The 19,107-nt window shown below is 62.3% G+C and carries 23 protein-coding genes and 1 pseudogene; 13 read left to right on the top strand and 11 right to left on the bottom strand.

The window, feature by feature from the left end; genetic code table 11:
* The first annotated feature begins 29 nt into the window (after positions 1 to 29).
* Positions 30 to 638, top strand: a complete 609-nt coding sequence (locus tag DBIPINDM_RS37690) for a transglutaminase-like cysteine peptidase (protein ID WP_258584008.1) — start codon at positions 30 to 32, stop codon at positions 636 to 638.
* Positions 639 to 899: 261 nt separating this feature from the next.
* Positions 900 to 1,652: an NYN domain-containing protein gene (locus tag DBIPINDM_RS37695; RefSeq protein ID WP_258584009.1), complete on the top strand. Its 753-nt coding sequence runs from the start codon at positions 900 to 902 to the stop codon at positions 1,650 to 1,652.
* Positions 1,653 to 1,699: 47 nt separating this feature from the next.
* Here DBIPINDM_RS37695 and DBIPINDM_RS37700 read toward each other — a convergent pair whose 3' ends face one another.
* Both DBIPINDM_RS37700 and DBIPINDM_RS37705 read right to left on the bottom strand, forming a co-directional pair.
* On the bottom strand, positions 1,700 to 2,227 hold the full coding sequence (locus DBIPINDM_RS37700; RefSeq protein WP_258584010.1) for a gamma carbonic anhydrase family protein: 528 nt from the start codon (positions 2,225 to 2,227) through the stop codon (positions 1,700 to 1,702).
* A 19-nt stretch (positions 2,228 to 2,246) separates the two neighbouring features.
* Positions 2,247 to 2,582, bottom strand: coding sequence for a DUF6949 family protein (locus DBIPINDM_RS37705; RefSeq protein ID WP_258584011.1), 336 nt, complete (start codon positions 2,580 to 2,582; stop codon positions 2,247 to 2,249).
* Between the two features lie 125 nt (positions 2,583 to 2,707).
* Here DBIPINDM_RS37705 and DBIPINDM_RS37710 point away from each other — a divergent pair, with 125 nt between their 5' ends.
* Positions 2,708 to 3,439 (top strand): hypothetical protein, encoded by a 732-nt coding sequence (locus tag DBIPINDM_RS37710; protein WP_258584012.1) that lies wholly within the window; start codon positions 2,708 to 2,710, stop codon positions 3,437 to 3,439.
* A gap of 55 nt (positions 3,440 to 3,494) precedes the next feature.
* Here the strand turns inward: DBIPINDM_RS37710 and DBIPINDM_RS37715 are convergent, their stop codons facing one another.
* Both DBIPINDM_RS37715 and cysE read right to left on the bottom strand, forming a co-directional pair.
* A complete protein-coding gene (locus tag DBIPINDM_RS37715; RefSeq protein WP_006200852.1) occupies positions 3,495 to 3,698 on the bottom strand; it encodes a DUF3126 family protein in 204 nt (67 codons plus the stop codon).
* Between the two features lie 152 nt (positions 3,699 to 3,850).
* Complete coding sequence (gene cysE / locus DBIPINDM_RS37720) at positions 3,851 to 4,699, bottom strand: serine O-acetyltransferase (RefSeq protein ID WP_258584014.1); 849 nt, start codon at positions 4,697 to 4,699, stop codon at positions 3,851 to 3,853.
* Positions 4,700 to 4,846: 147 nt separating this feature from the next.
* On the opposite strand from cysE, the gene DBIPINDM_RS37725 reads away from it, so the two are divergent.
* Positions 4,847 to 4,972: a hypothetical protein gene (locus DBIPINDM_RS37725; RefSeq protein WP_258584017.1), complete on the top strand. Its 126-nt coding sequence runs from the start codon at positions 4,847 to 4,849 to the stop codon at positions 4,970 to 4,972.
* A gap of 10 nt (positions 4,973 to 4,982) precedes the next feature.
* Here DBIPINDM_RS37725 and DBIPINDM_RS37730 read toward each other — a convergent pair whose 3' ends face one another.
* Positions 4,983 to 5,627 carry a VOC family protein gene (locus DBIPINDM_RS37730; protein WP_258584019.1) on the bottom strand — a complete coding sequence of 215 codons (645 nt, stop codon included), beginning with the start codon at positions 5,625 to 5,627 and terminating at the stop codon, positions 4,983 to 4,985.
* A gap of 129 nt (positions 5,628 to 5,756) precedes the next feature.
* On the opposite strand from DBIPINDM_RS37730, the gene DBIPINDM_RS37735 reads away from it, so the two are divergent.
* On the top strand, positions 5,757 to 6,362 hold the full coding sequence (locus DBIPINDM_RS37735; protein ID WP_258584020.1) for a hypothetical protein: 606 nt from the start codon (positions 5,757 to 5,759) through the stop codon (positions 6,360 to 6,362).
* A gap of 111 nt (positions 6,363 to 6,473) precedes the next feature.
* Positions 6,474 to 7,446 (top strand): annotated as a pseudogene (gene speB, locus DBIPINDM_RS37740) (agmatinase).
* On the opposite strand, the gene DBIPINDM_RS37745 reads toward speB, so the two are convergent.
* The 4 genes from DBIPINDM_RS37745 to DBIPINDM_RS37760 form a co-directional block, all read right to left on the bottom strand.
* Positions 7,439 to 7,780: a hypothetical protein gene (locus DBIPINDM_RS37745; RefSeq protein WP_258584021.1), complete on the bottom strand. Its 342-nt coding sequence runs from the start codon at positions 7,778 to 7,780 to the stop codon at positions 7,439 to 7,441. The pseudogene speB and the gene DBIPINDM_RS37745 sit on opposite strands and share 8 nt — an antisense overlap.
* A 51-nt stretch (positions 7,781 to 7,831) precedes the next feature.
* Entirely contained in the window at positions 7,832 to 8,599 is a 768-nt protein-coding gene (locus tag DBIPINDM_RS37750; RefSeq protein WP_258584022.1) for an alpha/beta fold hydrolase, read from the bottom strand.
* A 20-nt stretch (positions 8,600 to 8,619) separates the two neighbouring features.
* A complete protein-coding gene (locus DBIPINDM_RS37755; RefSeq protein ID WP_258584023.1) occupies positions 8,620 to 9,183 on the bottom strand; it encodes a DUF192 domain-containing protein in 564 nt (187 codons plus the stop codon).
* A 131-nt stretch (positions 9,184 to 9,314) separates the two neighbouring features.
* Positions 9,315 to 9,911: a cold-shock protein gene (locus tag DBIPINDM_RS37760; RefSeq protein ID WP_258584024.1), complete on the bottom strand. Its 597-nt coding sequence runs from the start codon at positions 9,909 to 9,911 to the stop codon at positions 9,315 to 9,317.
* A 216-nt stretch (positions 9,912 to 10,127) separates the two neighbouring features.
* Here DBIPINDM_RS37760 and gloA point away from each other — a divergent pair, with 216 nt between their 5' ends.
* Entirely contained in the window at positions 10,128 to 10,568 is a 441-nt protein-coding gene (gene gloA / locus DBIPINDM_RS37765; RefSeq protein WP_258584025.1) for a lactoylglutathione lyase, read from the top strand.
* 144 nt (positions 10,569 to 10,712) lie between these two features.
* On the top strand, positions 10,713 to 11,006 hold the full coding sequence (locus DBIPINDM_RS37770) for a DUF2218 domain-containing protein (protein WP_258584026.1): 294 nt from the start codon (positions 10,713 to 10,715) through the stop codon (positions 11,004 to 11,006).
* A 5-nt stretch (positions 11,007 to 11,011) separates the two neighbouring features.
* Here the strand turns inward: DBIPINDM_RS37770 and DBIPINDM_RS37775 are convergent, their stop codons facing one another.
* Positions 11,012 to 11,566, bottom strand: a complete 555-nt coding sequence (locus DBIPINDM_RS37775; protein ID WP_258584027.1) for a DUF1697 domain-containing protein — start codon at positions 11,564 to 11,566, stop codon at positions 11,012 to 11,014.
* A complete protein-coding gene (gene ilvA, locus DBIPINDM_RS37780) occupies positions 11,563 to 12,819 on the bottom strand; it encodes a threonine ammonia-lyase IlvA (RefSeq protein ID WP_258584028.1) in 1,257 nt (418 codons plus the stop codon). Before ilvA ends, DBIPINDM_RS37775 begins: the two co-directional genes overlap by 4 nt.
* A 191-nt stretch (positions 12,820 to 13,010) precedes the next feature.
* Here ilvA and DBIPINDM_RS37785 point away from each other — a divergent pair, with 191 nt between their 5' ends.
* From DBIPINDM_RS37785 to DBIPINDM_RS37805, 5 genes are all read left to right on the top strand, one after another.
* A complete protein-coding gene (locus DBIPINDM_RS37785) occupies positions 13,011 to 14,414 on the top strand; it encodes a M24 family metallopeptidase (protein WP_258584029.1) in 1,404 nt (467 codons plus the stop codon).
* A 68-nt stretch (positions 14,415 to 14,482) separates the two neighbouring features.
* The gene (locus DBIPINDM_RS37790) at positions 14,483 to 15,589 is read left to right on the top strand and encodes an alpha/beta hydrolase (protein WP_258589437.1); all 1,107 of its coding nucleotides are present in this window, start codon (positions 14,483 to 14,485) and stop codon (positions 15,587 to 15,589) included.
* 143 nt (positions 15,590 to 15,732) lie between these two features.
* A complete protein-coding gene (locus DBIPINDM_RS37795; protein WP_258584030.1) occupies positions 15,733 to 16,896 on the top strand; it encodes an alpha/beta hydrolase in 1,164 nt (387 codons plus the stop codon).
* A 202-nt stretch (positions 16,897 to 17,098) separates the two neighbouring features.
* On the top strand, positions 17,099 to 18,244 hold the full coding sequence (locus DBIPINDM_RS37800) for an SGNH/GDSL hydrolase family protein (protein WP_258584031.1): 1,146 nt from the start codon (positions 17,099 to 17,101) through the stop codon (positions 18,242 to 18,244).
* Positions 18,241 to 19,092 carry an NAD(P)H-binding protein gene (locus DBIPINDM_RS37805; protein WP_258584032.1) on the top strand — a complete coding sequence of 284 codons (852 nt, stop codon included), beginning with the start codon at positions 18,241 to 18,243 and terminating at the stop codon, positions 19,090 to 19,092. Before DBIPINDM_RS37800 ends, DBIPINDM_RS37805 begins: the two co-directional genes overlap by 4 nt.
* Positions 19,093 to 19,107 lie beyond the last annotated feature (15 nt).

Raw genomic sequence — 19,107 nt, forward strand, 5'->3', positions numbered from 1 at the left:
ATGTCTCCTTCGAACGGGGAGACTAGAAAATGAAAAAAACGAGGGGCAAGCTGTTGCTGATGGCAATGGCGATGCAGCTTTCCGCTTGGGGATCAGCATATGCCGCGGGACCGGCCTATATGCACACCGGCGGACGTACCACGCAGCCTGTTGGCCATTATGAATTCTGCCAGCGCATTCCTGGCGAATGCAATGAGAAGACGCCCAAAGGCGAGCCGGTCGACCTGACCCGCAAGCTCTGGGCGACGATCGTCAACATCAACAATTCGGTCAACACGCGCATCAAGCCGCGCACCGACATGGAAAATTACGGTGTCGAGGAGTACTGGGCCTATCCCGACAATGGCTATGGCGATTGCGAGGATTATGCGCTGGAGAAGCGCCGCGAACTGATGGACGCCGGCGTGCCGGCGGGCGACCTGCTGATGACGGTTGCGCGCCAGCCGAATGGCGACGGCCATGCCGTGCTGACCGTGCGCACCAGCCTTGGCGAGTTCATTCTCGACAATCTGGAAACCAAGGTGCTGTCCTGGACGGACACCGACTACACCTACCTCAAGCGTCAGTCGACGGAGAATTCCGGCGTTTGGGTGACGATCAACGACGGCCGCTCCGACGCGGTCGCCAGCGTCCGCTAGGACGCCAATGCATGTCGCCCAAAGGTTTAGCGCCATGCATGGAACAGAGGTTAAGCGCGTTGCATTGACGCGACGCGCTTGAGGAGAAACCCGGTCGAGTCCCCACCCTCCCCGTCCCCAACGACCGGGTCAAAGGAGCCGGCCCTGTCCCCGGGCCGGCTCCGCCATTTCTGCGGCAGCTGCTGAAATTGACCAATTTCGATGGCATGGTGCGTATTCGTGCCGCCATATATCGAGAAGATATCAGCCGCAGGAGGTCTTATGCCCACCGAAGCTCGATCACCACGTCTTGCGGTTCTCATCGACGCCGACAATACCTCCGCCAAGATTGCCGACGGTCTGTTCGAGGAAATCGCGAAGATCGGCGAGGCCAGCGTGCGCCGTATATATGGTGACTTCTCCAGCACCCGGTCCAAGGGCTGGGCAGACATCCTGGCGAAGCACGCAATCATTCCGCAGCAGCAGTTCGCTTATACCTCCGGGAAGAATGCTTCCGATATCACACTGGTGATCGACGCGATGGATCTGCTCCATAGCGGCCGTTTCGACGGTTTCTGTCTGGTTTCTTCAGACAGCGACTTCACCAGGCTCGCCGCCCGCATTCGAGAACAGGGTGTCGATGTGTTCGGGTTTGGGGAGCAGAAGACCCCGGAGAGCTTTCGGCAGGCTTGCCGCCGGTTCATCTACACGGAAAACCTTCTGCGTGGCCCGGCGAATATCCCGGATACCGCGCCCGCATCGAAGCCGCTTCAATCGTCCGGTGCCGCGCTGCCCATACTCAAGAAAGTCATTGGCCAGATGGACAGCGAAGATGGTTGGGTTCTGCTCGGCACATTCGGAAAGCAGCTCTCGAACCTCTTCTCCGATTTTGATCCTCGCACCTATGGTTTCGGCAAACTGAGTGACCTGGTGAGGAGTACAGCCGAATTCGAAATCGAAGCGCCCAAAGGGGGAGCGATGCGAATACGAATCAAGCCGCTGACAGGGAGAAAGGGGAAAAACAAATCCGCCTGATCCACGCGGCATAGCCGTCCCCCGTAACTTGCCGGGCGGATCGTGGCTTAGACCTTCTTCAGCCCCGCCTTGAAGCGTTTGCCATTGGCGACATAGTGCGCGGCCGAGCCACGCAGCCTGGCGACGGCGGCGTCGTCCAGCACCCTGATCGCCTTGGCCGGCGAGCCGACGATCAGCGAATTGTCCGGGAATTCCTTGCCTTCGGTGACCAGCGCGCCGGCGCCGACCAGCGAATTCTTGCCGATCCTGGCGCCGTTCAGCACGATGGCACCCATGCCGACCAAGCTGTTGTCGCCGATCGTGCAGCCATGCAGCATGGCCCGGTGACCGATCGTGCAGCCTTCGCCGATGGTCAGTGGAAAGCCGGGATCGGTATGCATGACCGTGTGTTCCTGCACATTGGTGTCGGCGCCGATGACAACAGGCTCGTTGTCGCCGCGAATGACGACGCCGAACCAGAAGCCGGCATTGCGGCCGACCTGGACGTTGCCGATCAGCGTCGCATCGGGCGCGATCCAGTTTGTATCCGCATCGGCGAAGCTGGGCTCTGTTCCGTCGATCGCAAAAAGCGGCATTGTCGGTCTCCGAATCGTCTCAGATGCCGGACCCTAGGAGACGGATCGTCCATGAGGCAATGGCAAGCACGACGATGCCCAGCGCCAGGGACCAGGCAATCGCCGTGCAGCCGCATGACAGGAGCGCGATTGTCGAAATGCGGTTCGCGCGCCGGGCATCGAGGGCATCGTTGACCAGCATGAAAGGCCCAGCGCCAGCGGTAGCCATCAGCGAGCGCAGCACATGTGAGGGCGACACATAGGGCTCGGTGAAGGCGACCTTGCGGCCCGACACCAGTTCCATCGTTGAGCCCGTCAGCCCGCAGACCGTCAGCCCAACGAGAAAAGCGAACAGGAAGAGTTCCACCTCAGCCATCTTAACCTTCCATTTACCATGAAATCGCACAGTCGTTTCAGGAAGGCTGCAAGAGCCGTGCCGCGCGATGTGTGCCGCCGAGGGACACCGGGAATGGCGGACGGGCGGTTGGGATGAGGACCGAGATGAAGCAGGCAGCGATCGCCGACGGCCCTGAATTCACCGTGGTCGATTCCACGCTGATGCGGCGGGTGTTCTATGCCTTCGCCGCACTTGCCTTGCTGTCCGTAGCGATCAGCCTTGGCGGCAAATGGTTCGGCCATTCGATCGCCATGGCCGGATATACCGACGACACGACGGTGCGCCGGGTGGTGATCGGCAACAATGTGATTTCCGTGCCGGCCAATTTCATCCGCTTCGACCAGGCCCGGCGCGACGGCGTTGCCTCACGTCTCGACCTTTATCTGCGTTATCCCCAGATGGACGGCTACAGCGAGGCGGCCCGCGACGATTTCAATCACTCGGAAGCCAACAGGAGCATCATCTTCCTGTCCTTCGAACAGCAGATGATGTCGCGCGACATGAGTGGCCGGTTCGCGCCGATCTACAGCGCGCTGATCGTCCAGCCCGGTATTCCGGGACCGGGCGGCACGACGGTCTACGGTTTCAATGAGAAATCAGGCTATCTGAACGAGGTGCTGGTGGTCGGCACACGCGGGGGCAAGGACCCTTTCGTGGCCCGCTGCCTGAGCGGGCCGAGTGCCGGTCAATCGCTGGCGCCCTGCGAGCGAGATATCCATGTCGGTGACGATCTCAGCCTCACCTATCGTTTCCCCAAGGAATTCCTTGGCGACTGGCAGGCACTCGACGCGGCGATGACGGCAGAGGCCGGACGAATCCTGAAGCCCGGACATTGACTGACAGATGCCGAGGCCGGCCGCGCTCGACGCGGCCTGCCATCGGATCTTGGGCTCAGGCCAGATCGATGTCGAGGATCGCCATCGAGAAATTGTAGTCGCCGTCGTCCTCATCCTTGAAGACGATGCCGAGGAACTCGTCGCCGACATAGACCTCGGCCGAATCTTCCTTGCGCGGCCGTGCCTTGACCTCAAGCTTGGGGTTCTGGAAGACGCGCTTGAAATAGGCGTCCAGCTTTCTGATTTCGTCCGGCTTCAACAGTCTTCTCCGATCATCGGGCTTGCTGGTTTGAAGGGCGCTTCTGGCACGTCGACAATGGCGATGTAAAGGCAAGCCAGCCGTATTGCACCGGAGCGACAGCGCCGCCGGGCAAAATCGCAATGACGCCGGACAGCGCGCCGGCGCGTAAATCAGATATCGAAGCTGACCACCTGGTCCATCGACTGCGATGGCAGAAGCTGGTCCATCTGGCGGGAAGGCTGGTCGCAACCGGTCTCGCCGACGACGCGGGCCGGCACGCCGGCAACGGTCTTGTTGTGCGGCACGGGCGACAGCACCACGGAGCCCGCCGCAATCTTGGAGCAATGACCGACTTCGATGTTGCCGAGAATCTTGGCGCCGGCGCCGATCAGCACGCCACGGCGGATCTTGGGGTGGCGGTCTCCACCGGCCTTGCCGGTGCCGCCCAGCGTCACGCCGTGCAGGATCGATACATCGTCCTCGATGACCGCGGTCTCGCCGACGACGAGGCCGGTGGCGTGATCGATGAAGATGCCCTTGCCGATGCGGGCGGCCGGATTGATGTCGGTCTGGAAGACCGAGGACGAGCGGCTCTGCAGGTAGAGCGCGAAGTCCTTGCGGCCCTGGGTCCACAGCCAATGCGCCAGCCGATGGGTCTGGATGGCGTGAAAGCCCTTGAAATAGAGCACCGGCATGATGAAGCGGTCGCAGGCCGGGTCGCGGTCGTAATAAGCCTGGATGTCGACGCGCACGGTCGTCGGCCAGTCCTTGTCGTCGGCCAGCATCGATTTGAAAGTCTGGCGGATGAGATCGGAGCCGATATCCTGATGGGCAAGCCGCTCGGCGATCCGGTGGATGACGGCCTCTTCCAGGCTCTCCTGGTTGAGGATCGTCGAATAGAGGAAGGCGGCGAGCAGAGGATCGCGGTTGACCGCGTCCATCGCTTCGTCGCGGATCGAACGCCAGATCGGATCGACCGGCTGCAACGCGCTGTGGCGGGAAATGCTGATGCTGTTCATCGACGTCTCGTCCTGCGTCCTGCTGGCTTGCCCTGTTGTGCTTGCCCGTTGTTTGGCCGCACATATAAGCCAGATCATAGCACGATTGAACTCAATTTTCCTTAGTGCTGTGTCAAATGGATTTGGTTCGCGGGAATTCAAGCAGCCATGGAAAACGAACCCTTGATCGCCGAGCCGCCGGAAGCGGCCTTCCTCGCCTGGCTGCCGGGAAGGTGTAGAACGATCCGGTGGCGGGCTCAAGGTCAGCGCGGCGCCGACGGCACAGCGCTGTGATGGCCGCCGTTCAAGTCGGCAGCTGCGTGCCGGCCTGTTCCGCCACCATGTATTCGGCATACCAGTCGGGCCAATTCACATCGTGCTGTCCGCCAGTCCGTTTCTCGTGTTCGCCATGTGCTGCCGCCGCACGCCGCAGCGCCGCGGCAAACTCGCCCGACGACGTGAATATCGTGTCGCTGGCATCCACGCGTCCAGGCAATCGCTGGGTGATTTCCTGCAGTATGAAGCTGTTGCCGTCCGGATCGCTGAACGTGGCATAGGAGGAATAACTGCGCCCTTCCGGATGCCGGCCGCTGATCGGCGGCTGCCCGGGCCCCGCGCGGTGGAACACCTCGCTTGCCTCGACGCCCCGCGCCACGAGTTCGGCATGCGCCGCCTCGATATCGGACACCACGAGATAAAGCCCCTTTGCCGAGCCTGGCGCGGCTGATGTCAGACCCTTGCCGAAATGGATCGAGCACGGCGAACCAGGTGGTGTGAACTGCACGACCCGAAACGCATCGCCGGCGGCGAAGTCGGCGTCGAGCCGCCAACCCAGGCCGCCATAAAAACGCTTGGACCGGTCGGCATCCGCGACGGCAATGATGACGGCCTCCAGCTTCATGTCGATCGTCCCCGGTCTCGGAGTCTCGCTGCTGGGGGTATTGGTCATGTCAGCCTCCCTGGGTTGGATATTTCTCGACTGGCAACATTCCTCAGAGCCTCGGCCCATGCAAGGTTCGAAGTGATTGGCTTTTTGACTCAGAGGGGCTGAGATCGATTAACTGGACGGATGATAAAGATGAAAGACCTGCCCTTGATCGACACGGCCCTGAAAACCGAGCTTTCGGCGCTCTACAGGGCCGAGGATCGTCACTACCACAACCTCACCCATATCGAGGCGATGCTGGCGCTGGCCGGCGACTATCGAGGGCTGCTCGGCGACCCCGAAGCCGTCGAAGCGGCGATCTGGTTCCACGACGCCATCTACGACAGCAAGGCCAAGGACAATGAGGCCAGAAGTGCCGCCCTTGCCGAGAAAAAGCTCGCGGGCCGCACCGATGCCGGGCGCCTGGGCCGCATCAGTGCGATGATCCTCGCCACCGCCACCCACCAGCTGCCCCGATTTGATGACGCGACCGCCACACGCGACGCCGGCCTCTTCCTCGACATGGATCTGTCGATCCTGGGTGCCGCGCCGGGTGCGTTCGACGCCTATGAACGCGCGGTCCGCCGCGAATATGGCTGGGTGGAGGAGCCGATGTGGCGTGCCGGACGAGGTGCCGTGCTGAAGGATTTCCTGGCCCGCCCGCACATCTTCCACACCGAGGATTTTCGCCAGCGCTTCGAGCCTCAGGCCAGGCTGAACATGGCGCGCTCACTGGAGACCCTGCAAAAACCCTCGTGATTTTTCGCCTGAGATCACCTGGCACACTTGCATGTGGCCCAAAAGGTCGACGACTGCGAGACGCGGATCGCCGAAATCGTCAAACGTGAATTCTTCTGAGGTGCCGATATTATGAGCAGCAATTTCTTCCAGCCGGTCGACGCGTCGGCCGTTCCCCGTTTTGCCGGGCTCTCGACCTTCATGCGGCTGCCGGCGGTGGCGAGCGCCGAGGGGCTCGACATCGCGATGGTCGGCATACCGTGGGACGGCGGCACGACCAACCGCGCCGGCGCGCGGCACGGCCCGCGCGAGATCCGCAACCAGTCGAGCCTGATGCGGCGCGCCCACCACGTCTCGGGCATCGAACCGTTCAGCATCGCCAACGTCGCCGATGTCGGCGATCTCTCGGTCAATCCGATCAACCTCATGGACGGGTTGAAGCGCATCGAGGACGGCATCTCTGCGATCGTGGCGGCAGGCGCCATTCCGCTGTCCGCCGGCGGCGATCATCTGACGACGCTGCCGGTGCTGCGCGCCGTCGCCAAGGATCGGCCGGTCGGCATGATCCATTTCGATGCACATTCCGACACCAATGACCGTTATTTCGGCGACAATCCCTACACGCACGGCACGCCCTTCCGCCGCGCCATCGAAGAGGGCCTGCTCGATCCCAGGCGTGTCGTGCAGATCGGCATTCGCGGCTCGATCTACGAGCCTGGCGAGCATGACTGGGCGGTCGCCCAGGGGTATTCGCATCATCTACATGGAGGAGTTCGTCAGGCGGGGTGCTGCCAGCGTCATGGAAGAAGCGCGCGCCATCGCCGGAACCGGCCCGACCTATGTGACCTTCGACATCGACTGCATCGACCCGTCGATGGCGCCGGGAACAGGAACGCCCGAGCTTGGCGGCTTCACCACCCGTGAGGCGCAGGAGATGGTCCGACTGCTCGACGGATTGAACATTGTCGGCGCAGATGTCGTGGAAGTGGCGCCGCCATTCGATCTTGCCGGCATGACGGCGCTGGCAGGCGCGACGATGATGTTCGAATTGCTGTGCGTGCTGGCGAAGTCGGTTCAAGCCGCGAGAGGGCGCAAGATCAAGTAAAGGCGCCTATTGTCGATGCCATTGCCGCGAGAACACCAAGCCCTGCCATCACCGACAGGCCGTTGAGGATGATCCCCAGAAGGCCAAGCGAGCGACTGTCGTCCGAACACGCCAGTGCCATGATGCCAAAGACCACGCCGGTGATATGCGCCAGCGGAGCGGCCAGCAGGAACACCGCCATGAAGAGGCCCGTGGCGATGTTCTGGACGAGCTGCGACGTGTCGCTCGGCATCGCCACCAAGATGGTTATCGGAAGTGTCCCTGCCGCGAACGCCGACAACGCCAGGATGACCGAACGTTTGCCGAACGTTTTGCGGGCGACGGCGCCAGGCATGGCGGCCGTGCTTCTACCCCATTGTGCCACTGTTGCCCCCCGGCCAACCGCTCAAAGCGGATATTCAGCATAAAACTCCAGCACGCGTTGCTTGAAGGTCTTGTCCCCGACCGCCAGCATATGGTCCCTGCCCTCGATGTGGAAAGCCCTGGCGTTCGGCATCAAGGCGGCGAGCTCGTCCGGTGAGCCGCCAATGTCGTCCGTCGTGCCGACCGCGACCAGCGTCGGCTGGGCGATGCGGGCAATATCGTCCTCATCAAGCAACTCCCGCGACTTGGCGATGCAGGCGGCGAGCGCCCGGCGATCGCTGCGGGTCTGGTCGGCGAAGGCGCGGAAAGAGCGGCCGCGCGGATGGGTGGTGGCAGCCGGATCGTCGGCAAGCAGGGCCGCGGCAATCGGATCCCAGTCGCCGACACCGTCGATCATGCCGATGCCGAGGCCGCCAAAGACCAGCGTCGCCACCTTGTCCGGATCGGACAGCGCCAGGAACGCCGCGATGCGCGCCCCCATCGAATAGCCCATGACATGAGCCCGTTCGATGCCGAGATGGTCGAGCAGGGCGGCGGCATCGGATGCCATTTTCGCCGGTGTATAGTCGGCCTCGTCATAGCTCTTCGATGACGAGCCATGGCCGCGATTGTCGAAGGCGATGGCGCGATACCCGGCATCGTTGAGCGTCTTGAACCAGCCGGGCGACACCCAGTTGACATAGTGGCTCGAGGCGAAGCCGTGGATCATGAGCACAGGATCGCCCTCGCCCGACGCCGGCTGGCGGTCAAGGAAGGCAAGATCGAACCCGTCATGGGAAAAAAACTGCATCGGAAGGCGATCCCCGGCGCTCAGTTGGAATCGACGTTCGGAGAATCGCCCTTGTCAGCCGGCGGCACACCGGGGCCAGATACGGTGCCGACCGCCGGATGGCGCAAAAGATCATCATACTCGATGCCGTTCCTGGCGGCGGTGCCAGCCTTGAGTTCGAGCACGAAGCGCACCGGTACGCCTGGCGAAATGATAGCCTGGGATTGCGGTTCGCCGTGCTTGATGGCGCGGATCTTGCCATCCTGGCCGACAAAGATCAGGTCAAGCGGCATCGGCGTGTTCTGCATCCAGAAACTGACCTGCTGCGGTATCTCGAAGACGAAAAGCATGCCGTGGTCGTCCGCCATGTCCTGGCGGTACATCAACCCGGCCTCGCGCTCTGCATCGGTGTCGGCGATTTCGATCGAAAAGGAGCGCTTCCCGTCTTTCGTCACCACGACCAGCGGCGTCGGATCGACCGGAAGGATCATCGCCCGGCTGTCGGCCGAGGTCGGCCGTTCCGAATAGAAGAAAGCGCCTGCGGCCACGATCACGGCAGCAATGGCGCAAAGCACGCCCGCCGTCAGCCAGTTCCTGTGAGCCATGCAAAGTCCTCGACCGGAAATCGTCCTAGACCATGATCCCGAAAAGTGGAACCGGTTTTCGGACAAGATCATGGTCAAACAAAGAGGAGGTAGAAGCTGAACCAGCTCGATGTATCGGGATGGTTCAGGTTCTAGTGCGAAACCGGCAAGGTGCCCATATCGGGGTGAATTTCGGCGGCCATAAGGCCTTTGTCGCCGCGCCCGAAACGGACAAGCACGACCTGTCCCGGCCGAAGCTCGGTGATGCCGTAGCGGCGCAAGGTCTCCATATGGACGAAAATGTCCTCGGTGCCCTCGCCGCGCGTCAGGAAGCCGAAGCCCTTGGTGCGGTTGAACCACTTGACCAAAGCCCGTTCGAGCCCGCTCTCCGGCGTCACCGCGACATGGGTGCGCTGTTCCTGCATTTCCGCGGGATGGACGGCGGTGGTGACATCCATGGAAAGCACGCGGAAGGCCTGCAGTCCCCGATCGCCCTGCTTGACAAGACAGACCACGCGCGCGCCTTCCAAGGCTGTCTGGAAGCCGTCCCGCCGAAGACATGTCACATGGAGGAGGATATCGCCCGAAACACCGTCATCGGGAAGGATGAACCCGTAGCCCTTGGCCACATCGAACCACTTGATGGCGCCGGCAATTTCGGTCAGGTCGGCGGCATCGCCGCCTTCGTCGCGCGTCAAGGCGTCGCCAAGGGTTTCGGCCCGCCCCGTCAAAGAGGCCTTTTCCCCCATAAGAATGCCCCCTTTTTTCAAGAACACCGCAACTGATTCTTGACACCAGATTAACACTGCGGCTTCCGGTGTGTGCAAGACCTTCCCTGCCTTTTTTCACGGTTCATTGCGGGAATACCGGATTTGTTCTTTGCCGGCATCGCCGACCGCCGGAGATTGCCCTTTGACCGGGCCGACCCTATGTTGCGCCGCAACCCAACAAATCGAGGAAAACACATGCGCTATCTGCACACCATGGTCCGCGTCGCCGATGTCGATGCCTCGCTCGATTTCTACTGCAACAAGCTCGGGCTGAAGGAGGTCCGCCGCTACGAAAACGAGCAGGGCCGCTTCACGCTGATCTTCCTCGCCGCCTCCGAAGACGAACAGAGCGGCATCAACGACAAGGCGCCGCTGGTCGAACTCACCTACAACTGGGATCCGGAAGACTACAAGGGCGGGCGCAATTTCGGCCACCTCGCCTATGAGGTCGACGACATCTACGCCACCTGCCAGCATCTGATGGACAACGGCGTCACCATCAACCGGCCGCCGCGCGACGGCAACATGGCCTTCATCAGGTCGCCGGACGGCATCTCCATCGAGCTTCTGCAGAAAGGCCCGTCGAAAGCCAAGGCCGAACCTTGGGCTTCGATGGCGAACACGGGAAGCTGGTAGGCGTCGACCTGACACCGGGCGGGATTTGCTCGGCCGCCTTTGCCGTTTCCCACGAAGGCACCTATCTACCCGAACATGGCGCCAGCCTGGCAAGTCTGGCGCCATGTCGAACAATGGGCGCCTGCCCTTCTGGAGAATCCACTCATGCCGACCAGCCGTGCCGATGTCGCCACCGAACATGCCCGCCGCTATTTGCAGCAGTTGTGCAAGCACTGGGCGCACAAATTTCCTGTCGAATTCGATCCCACCCATGGCACGATCGATCTGTCGCTCGGCCGCACCGTTATGGATGCCGACGCGACCGCGTTGCACATTGTGGTATCAACCGAAGAAGCCGGGTCGATCGAGCGCCTGGAAAGCGTCGTCGCCGATCACATCAAGCGCTTTGCCTTCCGAGAGGAACTGACCTTCGACTGGAAGCCCGCTCCGACGGCGTAATCGGCCTAATTCTTACCGGCCTGACCGGCCATCTCCAGCAGCGCCAGCACCGAGCGCCAGTTGCGCGCGGTGCCAGGCACCTTCAGAACGCGCGGAATGAGGTTGGCAAACACCGATTTGCCGAGCCCGTCCGGCGCGCTGAGGTAGAGCACGTCTCCCTTGACTTCGAAGCGCTCGGGGCCGGTGCACTTTTCAGCCAGCCGTGCCACCTCATCGGTGGTCGGCTCACGCTCCAGCGCATAGGCATGGAGCTTGGTGTGGTCAGCGGCCGCTTCCGGATAGGGATTTTCGCTCACCAGCCGTTCGAACCAGGAGAGATCGCGCACCATGATGCGCGAATGAAAACCCCATTTCTTCTCGAAGGCCGCTTCGACCTGTTTGGTCAGCGCGGCCGCGTCGCCCTTGCCGGCCCGGAACACGACATTGCCGCTCTGCACATAGGTGGCGACATCGGAAAAGCCGAGCCCCTCGAAGAACGAGCGCAACTCCGCCATCTTGACGATGCGGTTGCCGCCGACATTGATGCCGGAAAACAGGGCGACGAAGACCTTTCCGCTCATATGATGAACCCCGCCAATGTCTCGTTGTCGGTGATGTCCTGATACTGGACGCCCTCGGCCTCGAAGTTTGCCTTCAACAGGTCGAAATTGCGACGGTCCTTGGTTTCGATGCCGATCAGAACCGAGCCGAAATTGCGCGCCGACTTCTTCAGATACTCGAAGCGCGCAATGTCGTCGTCCGGCCCCAGCATTTCGAGGAAGTCGCGCAGCGCGCCCGGCCGCTGCGGGAAGCGGATGATGAAGTATTTCTTCAGGCCCTCGTAGCGCAGCGCCCGTTCCTTGACATCCGGTAGCCGCTCGAAATCGAAATTGCCGCCTGAAACCACGGCGACAATGGTCTTGCCGCGGATCTCCTTCCGCGAAAAATCCTTCAGCGCATCGATCGCCAACGCGCCGGCCGGCTCCAGCACGACGCCCTCGACGTTGAGCATCTCGATCATGGTCGCACAGAGCCGGTTTTCCGGGATCAGCCGCACTGTGTCGGCGGCAAACTCCTTGAGGTATCGCAAGGGTTCGCGGCCGATCTCGGCGACCGCCGCGCCGTCGACGAAATTGTCGACCTTGGCGAGCTTGAGCCGTTTTCCAGCCGCAAGGCTGTCATGCAGGCTCGGCGCGCCGGCCGGCTCGCAGAAGACGAAACGCGCGTCGCGGCCCTGATCGGCGAAATAGTGCGTCACGCCGGCGGCGAGCCCGCCGCCGCCGACCGGCAGCATGATGATGTCGGGCATGCGCGCGCCCGGCATCTGGTCCGCGATCTCGTAGGCGACCGTCGCCTGCCCCTCGATGATGTCTTTGTGGTCGAAGGGCGGCACCATGTGGGCGCCGGAGCTTTCGGTGAATTCGAAGGCGGCGCGGTAACAGTCGTCGAAAAAGTCGCCGACCAGCCTGATCTCGACGAATTCGCCACCGAACAGCCTGGTCTTGTCGATCTTCTGCTGCGGCGTCGTCACCGGCATGAACACCACGCCTCGTCTGCCGAAATGGCGACAGACGAAGGCGAAACCCTGTGCATGGTTGCCGGCCGAGGCGCAGACGAAGAGTTCGGCCTGATTGCCGGCAGCAAGCGCCTTGCGGAAGAAGTTGAAGGCGCCGCGGATCTTGTAGGAGCGCACCGGCGACAGGTCCTCGCGCTTCAGCAGCACCCGGGCGCCGGTCTTTTTCGACAGATAGTCGTTTTCCTGCAGCGGCGTTTCCGGAAAGATCTGGCGGATCGCCGCGGCGGCAACGGCGACGCGAGAGGAAAAATTGGTCATCGGAAAGTCACCTTGTGCCGCACCCCTGTCATCAGACCTGGCCGCACAGTGTCTGTCTGTTGCATCCTGAGTTCGCACAGCCGATCCTGCCTATTGCATATCCGGCCCCGCAACGCCATTGTCCGGCCCTCCATGCTCTTCCCGCAAAGGGCATTCGCAGAATCCTTGCAAGCACTTGGGAGCGTTTGTTCATGCCTGTCGCATCGGTTGGCCTGAAATCCATGTCGCTGCCGGAATTCGGCGAACCGACGGTGATGCCGCTGGTTGCCCGAAATACCTATGAAGCGCGCATCGAAGCGCTGATCGCGCGCGGCGCCAAGGCCGGCTTCGATGCCTTCGCCATCTATGGCGACCGCGAACACGCGGCCAATGTCGCCTATATCTCAGGCTACGATCCGCGCTTCGAGGAGACATTGCTGGTCGTCGTTCCTGGCAGGCAGCCAAGACTTCTCGTCGGCAATGAGGGCTGGGGCTATGCCGAAATCTGCGACGGGCCCTATGAGCGCGTGCTCTACCAGACCTTCTCGCTGCCGGCGCAGCCACGCGACCGCTCGGACGCGCTGCCCGACATCCTTGCCGGCTGCGGCCTGAAGCCCGGCCAGACGATCGGCGCCATCGGCGGGAAGCCTTTTGGCGCCGGCGACGCCGGGTTCGATGAGACGACGCTCGACCTGCCGTCCTTCATTGCCGATACGCTGCGCACGCTTGTTGGCGACAAGGGCGCGGCTGTGAATGCCGCCAATCTTTTGATGAACCCCACCGACGGCCTGCGCGCGATCAACGAGGCCGACCAACTGGCCGCCTTTGAGTTTGCCGCGACCTTCACCTCGCAAGGGCTGCGCAATGTCCTGCAAGGCATCGAGCCCGGCATGACCGAACTGCAGGCGGCGCGGTTGATGGGCATGAACGGCCTGCCGCATTGTTGTCACCCGATGCTGTCGGCGGGAAAGCGCGCCGCCTATGGTTTGCCCAGCCCTCGCCTCGACATCATCCGGCGCGGCGACCCGATCACCATGGCCTATGGCATCCAGGGCGCGCTCAATGCCCGTGCCGGCTTCCTCGCCGAGGATGCCTCAGAGTTGCCTCCTGCTATCCGCGACTACGTCGAAAAGCTGGTCGCACCGTATTTCGCGGCCGTCGTCGATTGGTACGAAGCGATCGGCATCGGCACGACGGGCGGCGCTTTGTGGAAGGCGGTGCATGACCGCATCGGCGATCCGTTCTTCGGCGTCTCCCTCAATCCCGGCCATCTCGTCCATATCGACGAGTGGATGCATTCGCCGGTGTTTTCCGGCTCCGACATCAAATTGCGATCGGGCATGGCGCTCCAGGTCGATATCATCCCGGCAACCGGCAGCGACTATTTCACCACCAATATCGAGGATGGCATCGCGCTCGCCGACGAAGCACTGCGCGAGGAGATCGCAGCGCGCTATCCCGAAGCCTGGAGCCGCATCGAAGCGCGCCGCGCCTTCATGGCGGATGCGCTCGGCATCCGCCTCAAGCCGGAGGTGCTGCCATTCTCCAACATTCCGGCGTTTCTTCCGCCATTTTGGCTTTCGCGCAACAGTGCGATGGCTGTAGCCAGCCGCTGACCACATTTCGGCTGGACACGACTTAGTTCTGCCGCACTCTCCCTGTCCGGGAGGTGTCGCGGGGGTGGATAGGCCTTTCGGCCGGAGTGGAAATTTCAGACGTGCCTTTGAAGAAGATTCTTACTGTTGCTCTCGCCTTGCTCGTTGCCGGCTGCGCCGGCCCGCAAACCCAGGAATTGCTTGGCAGCGCAGTCATGTCCACGCCGGTGACGGAAATCGCCGGCAACCACTCGATCTTCATCGCCACGACGCGCAAGAAATCCGACGATCCCAACAAGGTTTTCGACGGCGAGCGCTCGGCCACGCTGAACTACGCCCGCGTCAACGTCACCGTGCCTGGCATCCATCAGACTGGCCAGATCGAACGGCGTTCGCGCGGCAAGTCGGATGATCCGGCCAAATATTTCATGGCTTCCGAGGTTGTCGGCTACGACACGCAGCCAAAATTCTCCAGCGCGCTCAACGCCGATATCGCGGCGCGCGGCGGCCGTGTCATGGTCTTCGTGCATGGCTACAACACCGGCTTCGACGACGCCGTCTACCGCTTGACCCAGATCGTCCACGATTCCGGCTACCCGGGCACGCCTGTGCTGTTTTCCTGGGCCTCGGGCGCCAGGACCACCGACTATGTCTACGACAAGGAAAGTGCCAGCGCCGCCCGTGACCAGCTTGAAGTGACCTTGCGCATGCTGCAGCAGTCCGGCGCGCGGCGCATCGACATTGTCGCGCATTCGATGGGAACCTGGGTGACCATGGAAACGCTGCGCCAGATGGCCATTAGCGGCGACCGTGATCTTGGCGGCAAGCTGGGCGACGTGGTGCTGGCATCGCCCGACATCGATGTCGACGTGTTCAAGAGCCAGATGCGGCGCTACGGCAAGCCCGACAAGCCGTTCATCCTGCTGTTGTCCGACGACGACCGCGCGCTGAGGCTTTCCGGCCTGATCGCCGGTTCGCGGCCACGCGTCGGCGACTACAAGGATGCCGCCGACCTTGCCTCCTATGGCGTGACGGTGGTCGATCTCTCCAAGGTCAAAGGCAGCGACAGCTTCAACCACACGAAATTCGCCGACAATCCGACCCTGGTGAAGATGATCGGCCAGCGGCTGCGTGAGGATGACGGCTTCGCCAGCGACCGGGACGTGACTGACCGCATCACCCAGCTCGGGCAATAGATGCGCCGCCGCGGATTTCGCCGTGCCTGTTCAGCATTGCTGAGGCACCAGGCCACTTTGAACTGGACCGCGCCGGTCTCTGGCTCTATCGGAATGACTGGTGACGTCATGCTTTTGACGTCCCCTTCTACGGGAGCCGTCGCGTGACCGTGCGTTTGAAGAGTGTCGTCGCCATAATTTTCGCGCTGCTGGTCGCCGGCTGCGCTGGAAATACGCACGATCTGCTCAACAAGACGACGGTCGCGGTGCCGGCTTCCGCCATCGCGGCCACGCATGAGATATTCGTCGCCACCACCCGCCAGAAGGCGACGAAGGAGCCGCGGCAGGTGTTCGACGGCGATCGTTCGCTGACCACCAGCTTCGCCCGGGTCGATGTCACGGTTCCGACGAGCCATCAGGTCGGCGCTATCGAGCGTGCCAAGGGTTCCGCCAACAGCAATCCGGCCAAGGATTTCACCGCCAAGGACGTCACCTACTACGAAGGCGCGCCGCAATTCGCCAAGGCGGTCGGCGCCGACATCGCCATGCGCGGCGACCGCGCGCTGGTTTTCGTGCATGGCTTCAACAACGGCTTCGACGACGGCATCTACCGTCTGACGCAGATCGCCCACGACACGAAATATCCGGGCACGCCCGTGCTGTTCTCCTGGGCGTCGAGCGCCAAGACCACGGGCTACATCTACGACAAGGACAGTGCCAACGCCGCCCGTGACGATCTCGAGGCGACGCTCAGGATGCTCGCCAAGACGCGGGTCAAGAGCATCGACATCATTGCTCATTCGATGGGAACCTGGCTGACGATGGAGGCGCTGCGCCAGCTCGCCATCAGCGGCGACCGCGATCTCGGCGGCAAACTCGGCTATGTCATCCTGGCTTCGCCCGACATCGATGTCGACGTGTTCAAGAAGCAGATGATGCGTTACGGCAAGCCGAACAAGCCCTTTGCCGTGCTGCTGTCAGGCGATGACCGGGCGCTCAAATTGTCTTCACTCATCTCCGGCGACAAGCCGCGTGTCGGCGACTATGGCAATGCTGCCGATCTCGCCAGCTACGGCGTGTCCGTGGTCGACCTGACCAAGGCCAAGGGCGGCGACGATGGCCTCAACCATGCGAAATTCGCCGACAATCCGATCCTGGTGCAGTTGCTCGGCGACCGCTTGCGCACGCCGGCTGGCCTGGCCTCGGACGAACCCGATCCGGCACAGCTCAACAATCTCGGCCAGGGCCTCGGCAAGGCCGTCGGTTCGGTCGCCGAGGTCGTCATCACCACGCCGTTCAAGGTGCTGACCATCGTCACCGGCGGGTGAGCGCCACCAACAAGCGCAAGGGTATGTTGAGATTCGGGTCAGGCCGAGCCGAGAATGGCTGCTTCCGAGAACCGGAGCGGAGCGCACTTAGTCGCCCGTGAAATATCCCGAACGGCTTTGTTTTCTGGGCGATTGAGCCGCTCGGCAAGTATTTGCTTTGCAGGAACGTCGGCATGTTTGGCTTGATTTCTTGCAAAATTGAATGGCGGCTTTGCGCAATCTGGGTGCCAATCATCGTCTCGCCCTCCAAATCCGAGCAGCACGACGGAATCACGCGGCCAAGGCCGATCAACACCCGACCAAATCAACGATATCGGCCAAATGCGGACTCTCGGCGCCGAACGTGAAAGGTGCTTCCCAGACGATCCCTGAATCTGATGAAGGCTCTGCGGGTCGCAGGATTTCAAAGCAATTACAACAACTTAATGAACCAGCAAACGCGAGTAGCGACGTCCCAGAGGTGCGGCTACCTTTTTCTCGTTCTGCAAACGGATCCAACTGCGAGGTCAACCCCATGTCGGACGAGCAAGTGCGCTGGCTTTTGAAGGTCATCCAGCCCGAGGCGACCTTGGCCTCCCTCCCCGAAGGCCCCAGCCTCGACAGGGAAGCTCATGCCGGCCTCCTCGGCCTGCCGGTTGAGATCTACGCGACCGAACTCGGCCGCATGCAAAAGGAGGCCTCGGAAGCAGCCGGCGCGTTGCTTGCCGACCCAGCCGTGGCATCGATGGTCGATCGCCTTCCCCTGCGGAAAGGGGACAAGGTAGTGGCGTTCGGCGACAGCTTGACGTCCGATCCCCAATCTTGGGCGGTAGTCCTTAGGGAAATGCTGGCGAGGCGCCGCGGTACCGACGGGATTTCGGTGATCATCAGCGCAGTCGCAGGCGAGACGACCACGCACGGTCTCGTGCGGGTCGCAAATGTCATCAATTCCCGGCCCGACTGGATACTCTTCCTCTTCGGTACGAATGATGCCCGCACGCAAGGCCCGCGCCCCACGAAGACCCTCGTCCATCATGAGGAGACCGCACGCAACATTGCCGAGCTGCGGCAGCGCGTTTCCGGAGAGACCACGGCGAACTGCGTCTGGATTACTCCGCCTGCGGTCAATGAAGCGCAGGTAGCGGCCCATCGGGGCCTGGCCCGGTTCGGGGTTCGGTTCCGCAACGAAGACCTGGCGCGCGTCGCCAAGATCGTCCGGGAGGGCGACGGGCCGGTTATCGACGCCTTCTCAACGCTGGGGAGCCCCCCTCCCTCCGACCTGCTCATGGACGATGGTCTGCATTTCACTCTGGCGGGCCAGAAGCGAATGGCCTTCGAGGTGATCCGTGGCTGGAGCCAGCTCCAGTGAAACATCTCATCATCGGCGCCACAGGAAACATCGGCTCTCGGGTGACCCAGCGCCTCGTTGATTGCGGAGCACGCCCGTCCGTTTTCGTGCGCAGCGCGAAGAAGGCCAGGGCCCTTTTCGGTGACCAGGTCGATATCCATACCGGAGACCTCGAAAAGCCAGGCTCCTCGCTAACCACTGCGCTGGCTGGGGTCGACGGCATATTCCTCCTGACTGATGGATCGGATCTCGAGAAGCGAGATCGCGCGGTCTCCTTCGCTGCCCGCCACGCAGGCGTACGACACATCGTCAAGCTCTCTACCTTGGACGTGCGAACCGGGATTGGCACCGGTCCGTGGCATGCACGCGGCGAGGATGCCATTCGGGCAAGCGGGGTGGCGTTCACGTTCATTCAGGCGGCCGGATTCATGTCCAACGCGCTCGGTTGGTCGGAATCCATCCGCCGCGAGGGCGTGCTGCGCTCGTCTACGGGTCGGGGCAAGATCGCATTCATCCATCCAGACGACATCGCTGCCGTCGCCACGGCCGCCCTGACCACGCGCGACCACGACGGCCAGGCACTGGTGATCACCGGCCGTAAGGCGCTGTCCTATGGGGAGATGGCGGCCACGATAGGCAGAGCCATCGGCAAGCCCGTCGGCTTCGAGGAAATATCCGACCGGCAGGCGTACACCGACGCCGTCGAATGGGCCGGGAAAGGCCCCTACGTCGATGCCCTTGTGGACATCTGGCGCGCGGTGCGCGAGGGCCGACTTGACACGGTGACGGACGGGGTAAAACGAGTAACTGGGCGGGAACCAATCCCGTTCGCTCAATGGGCCGCCGAGAACGCCGCGTCGTTTCAGTAGTGTTTCGGTGCGGTG

It is taken from the genome of Mesorhizobium sp. AR02 (genome assembly GCF_024746835.1).
Classification (GTDB): Bacteria; Pseudomonadota; Alphaproteobacteria; order Rhizobiales; family Rhizobiaceae; genus Mesorhizobium.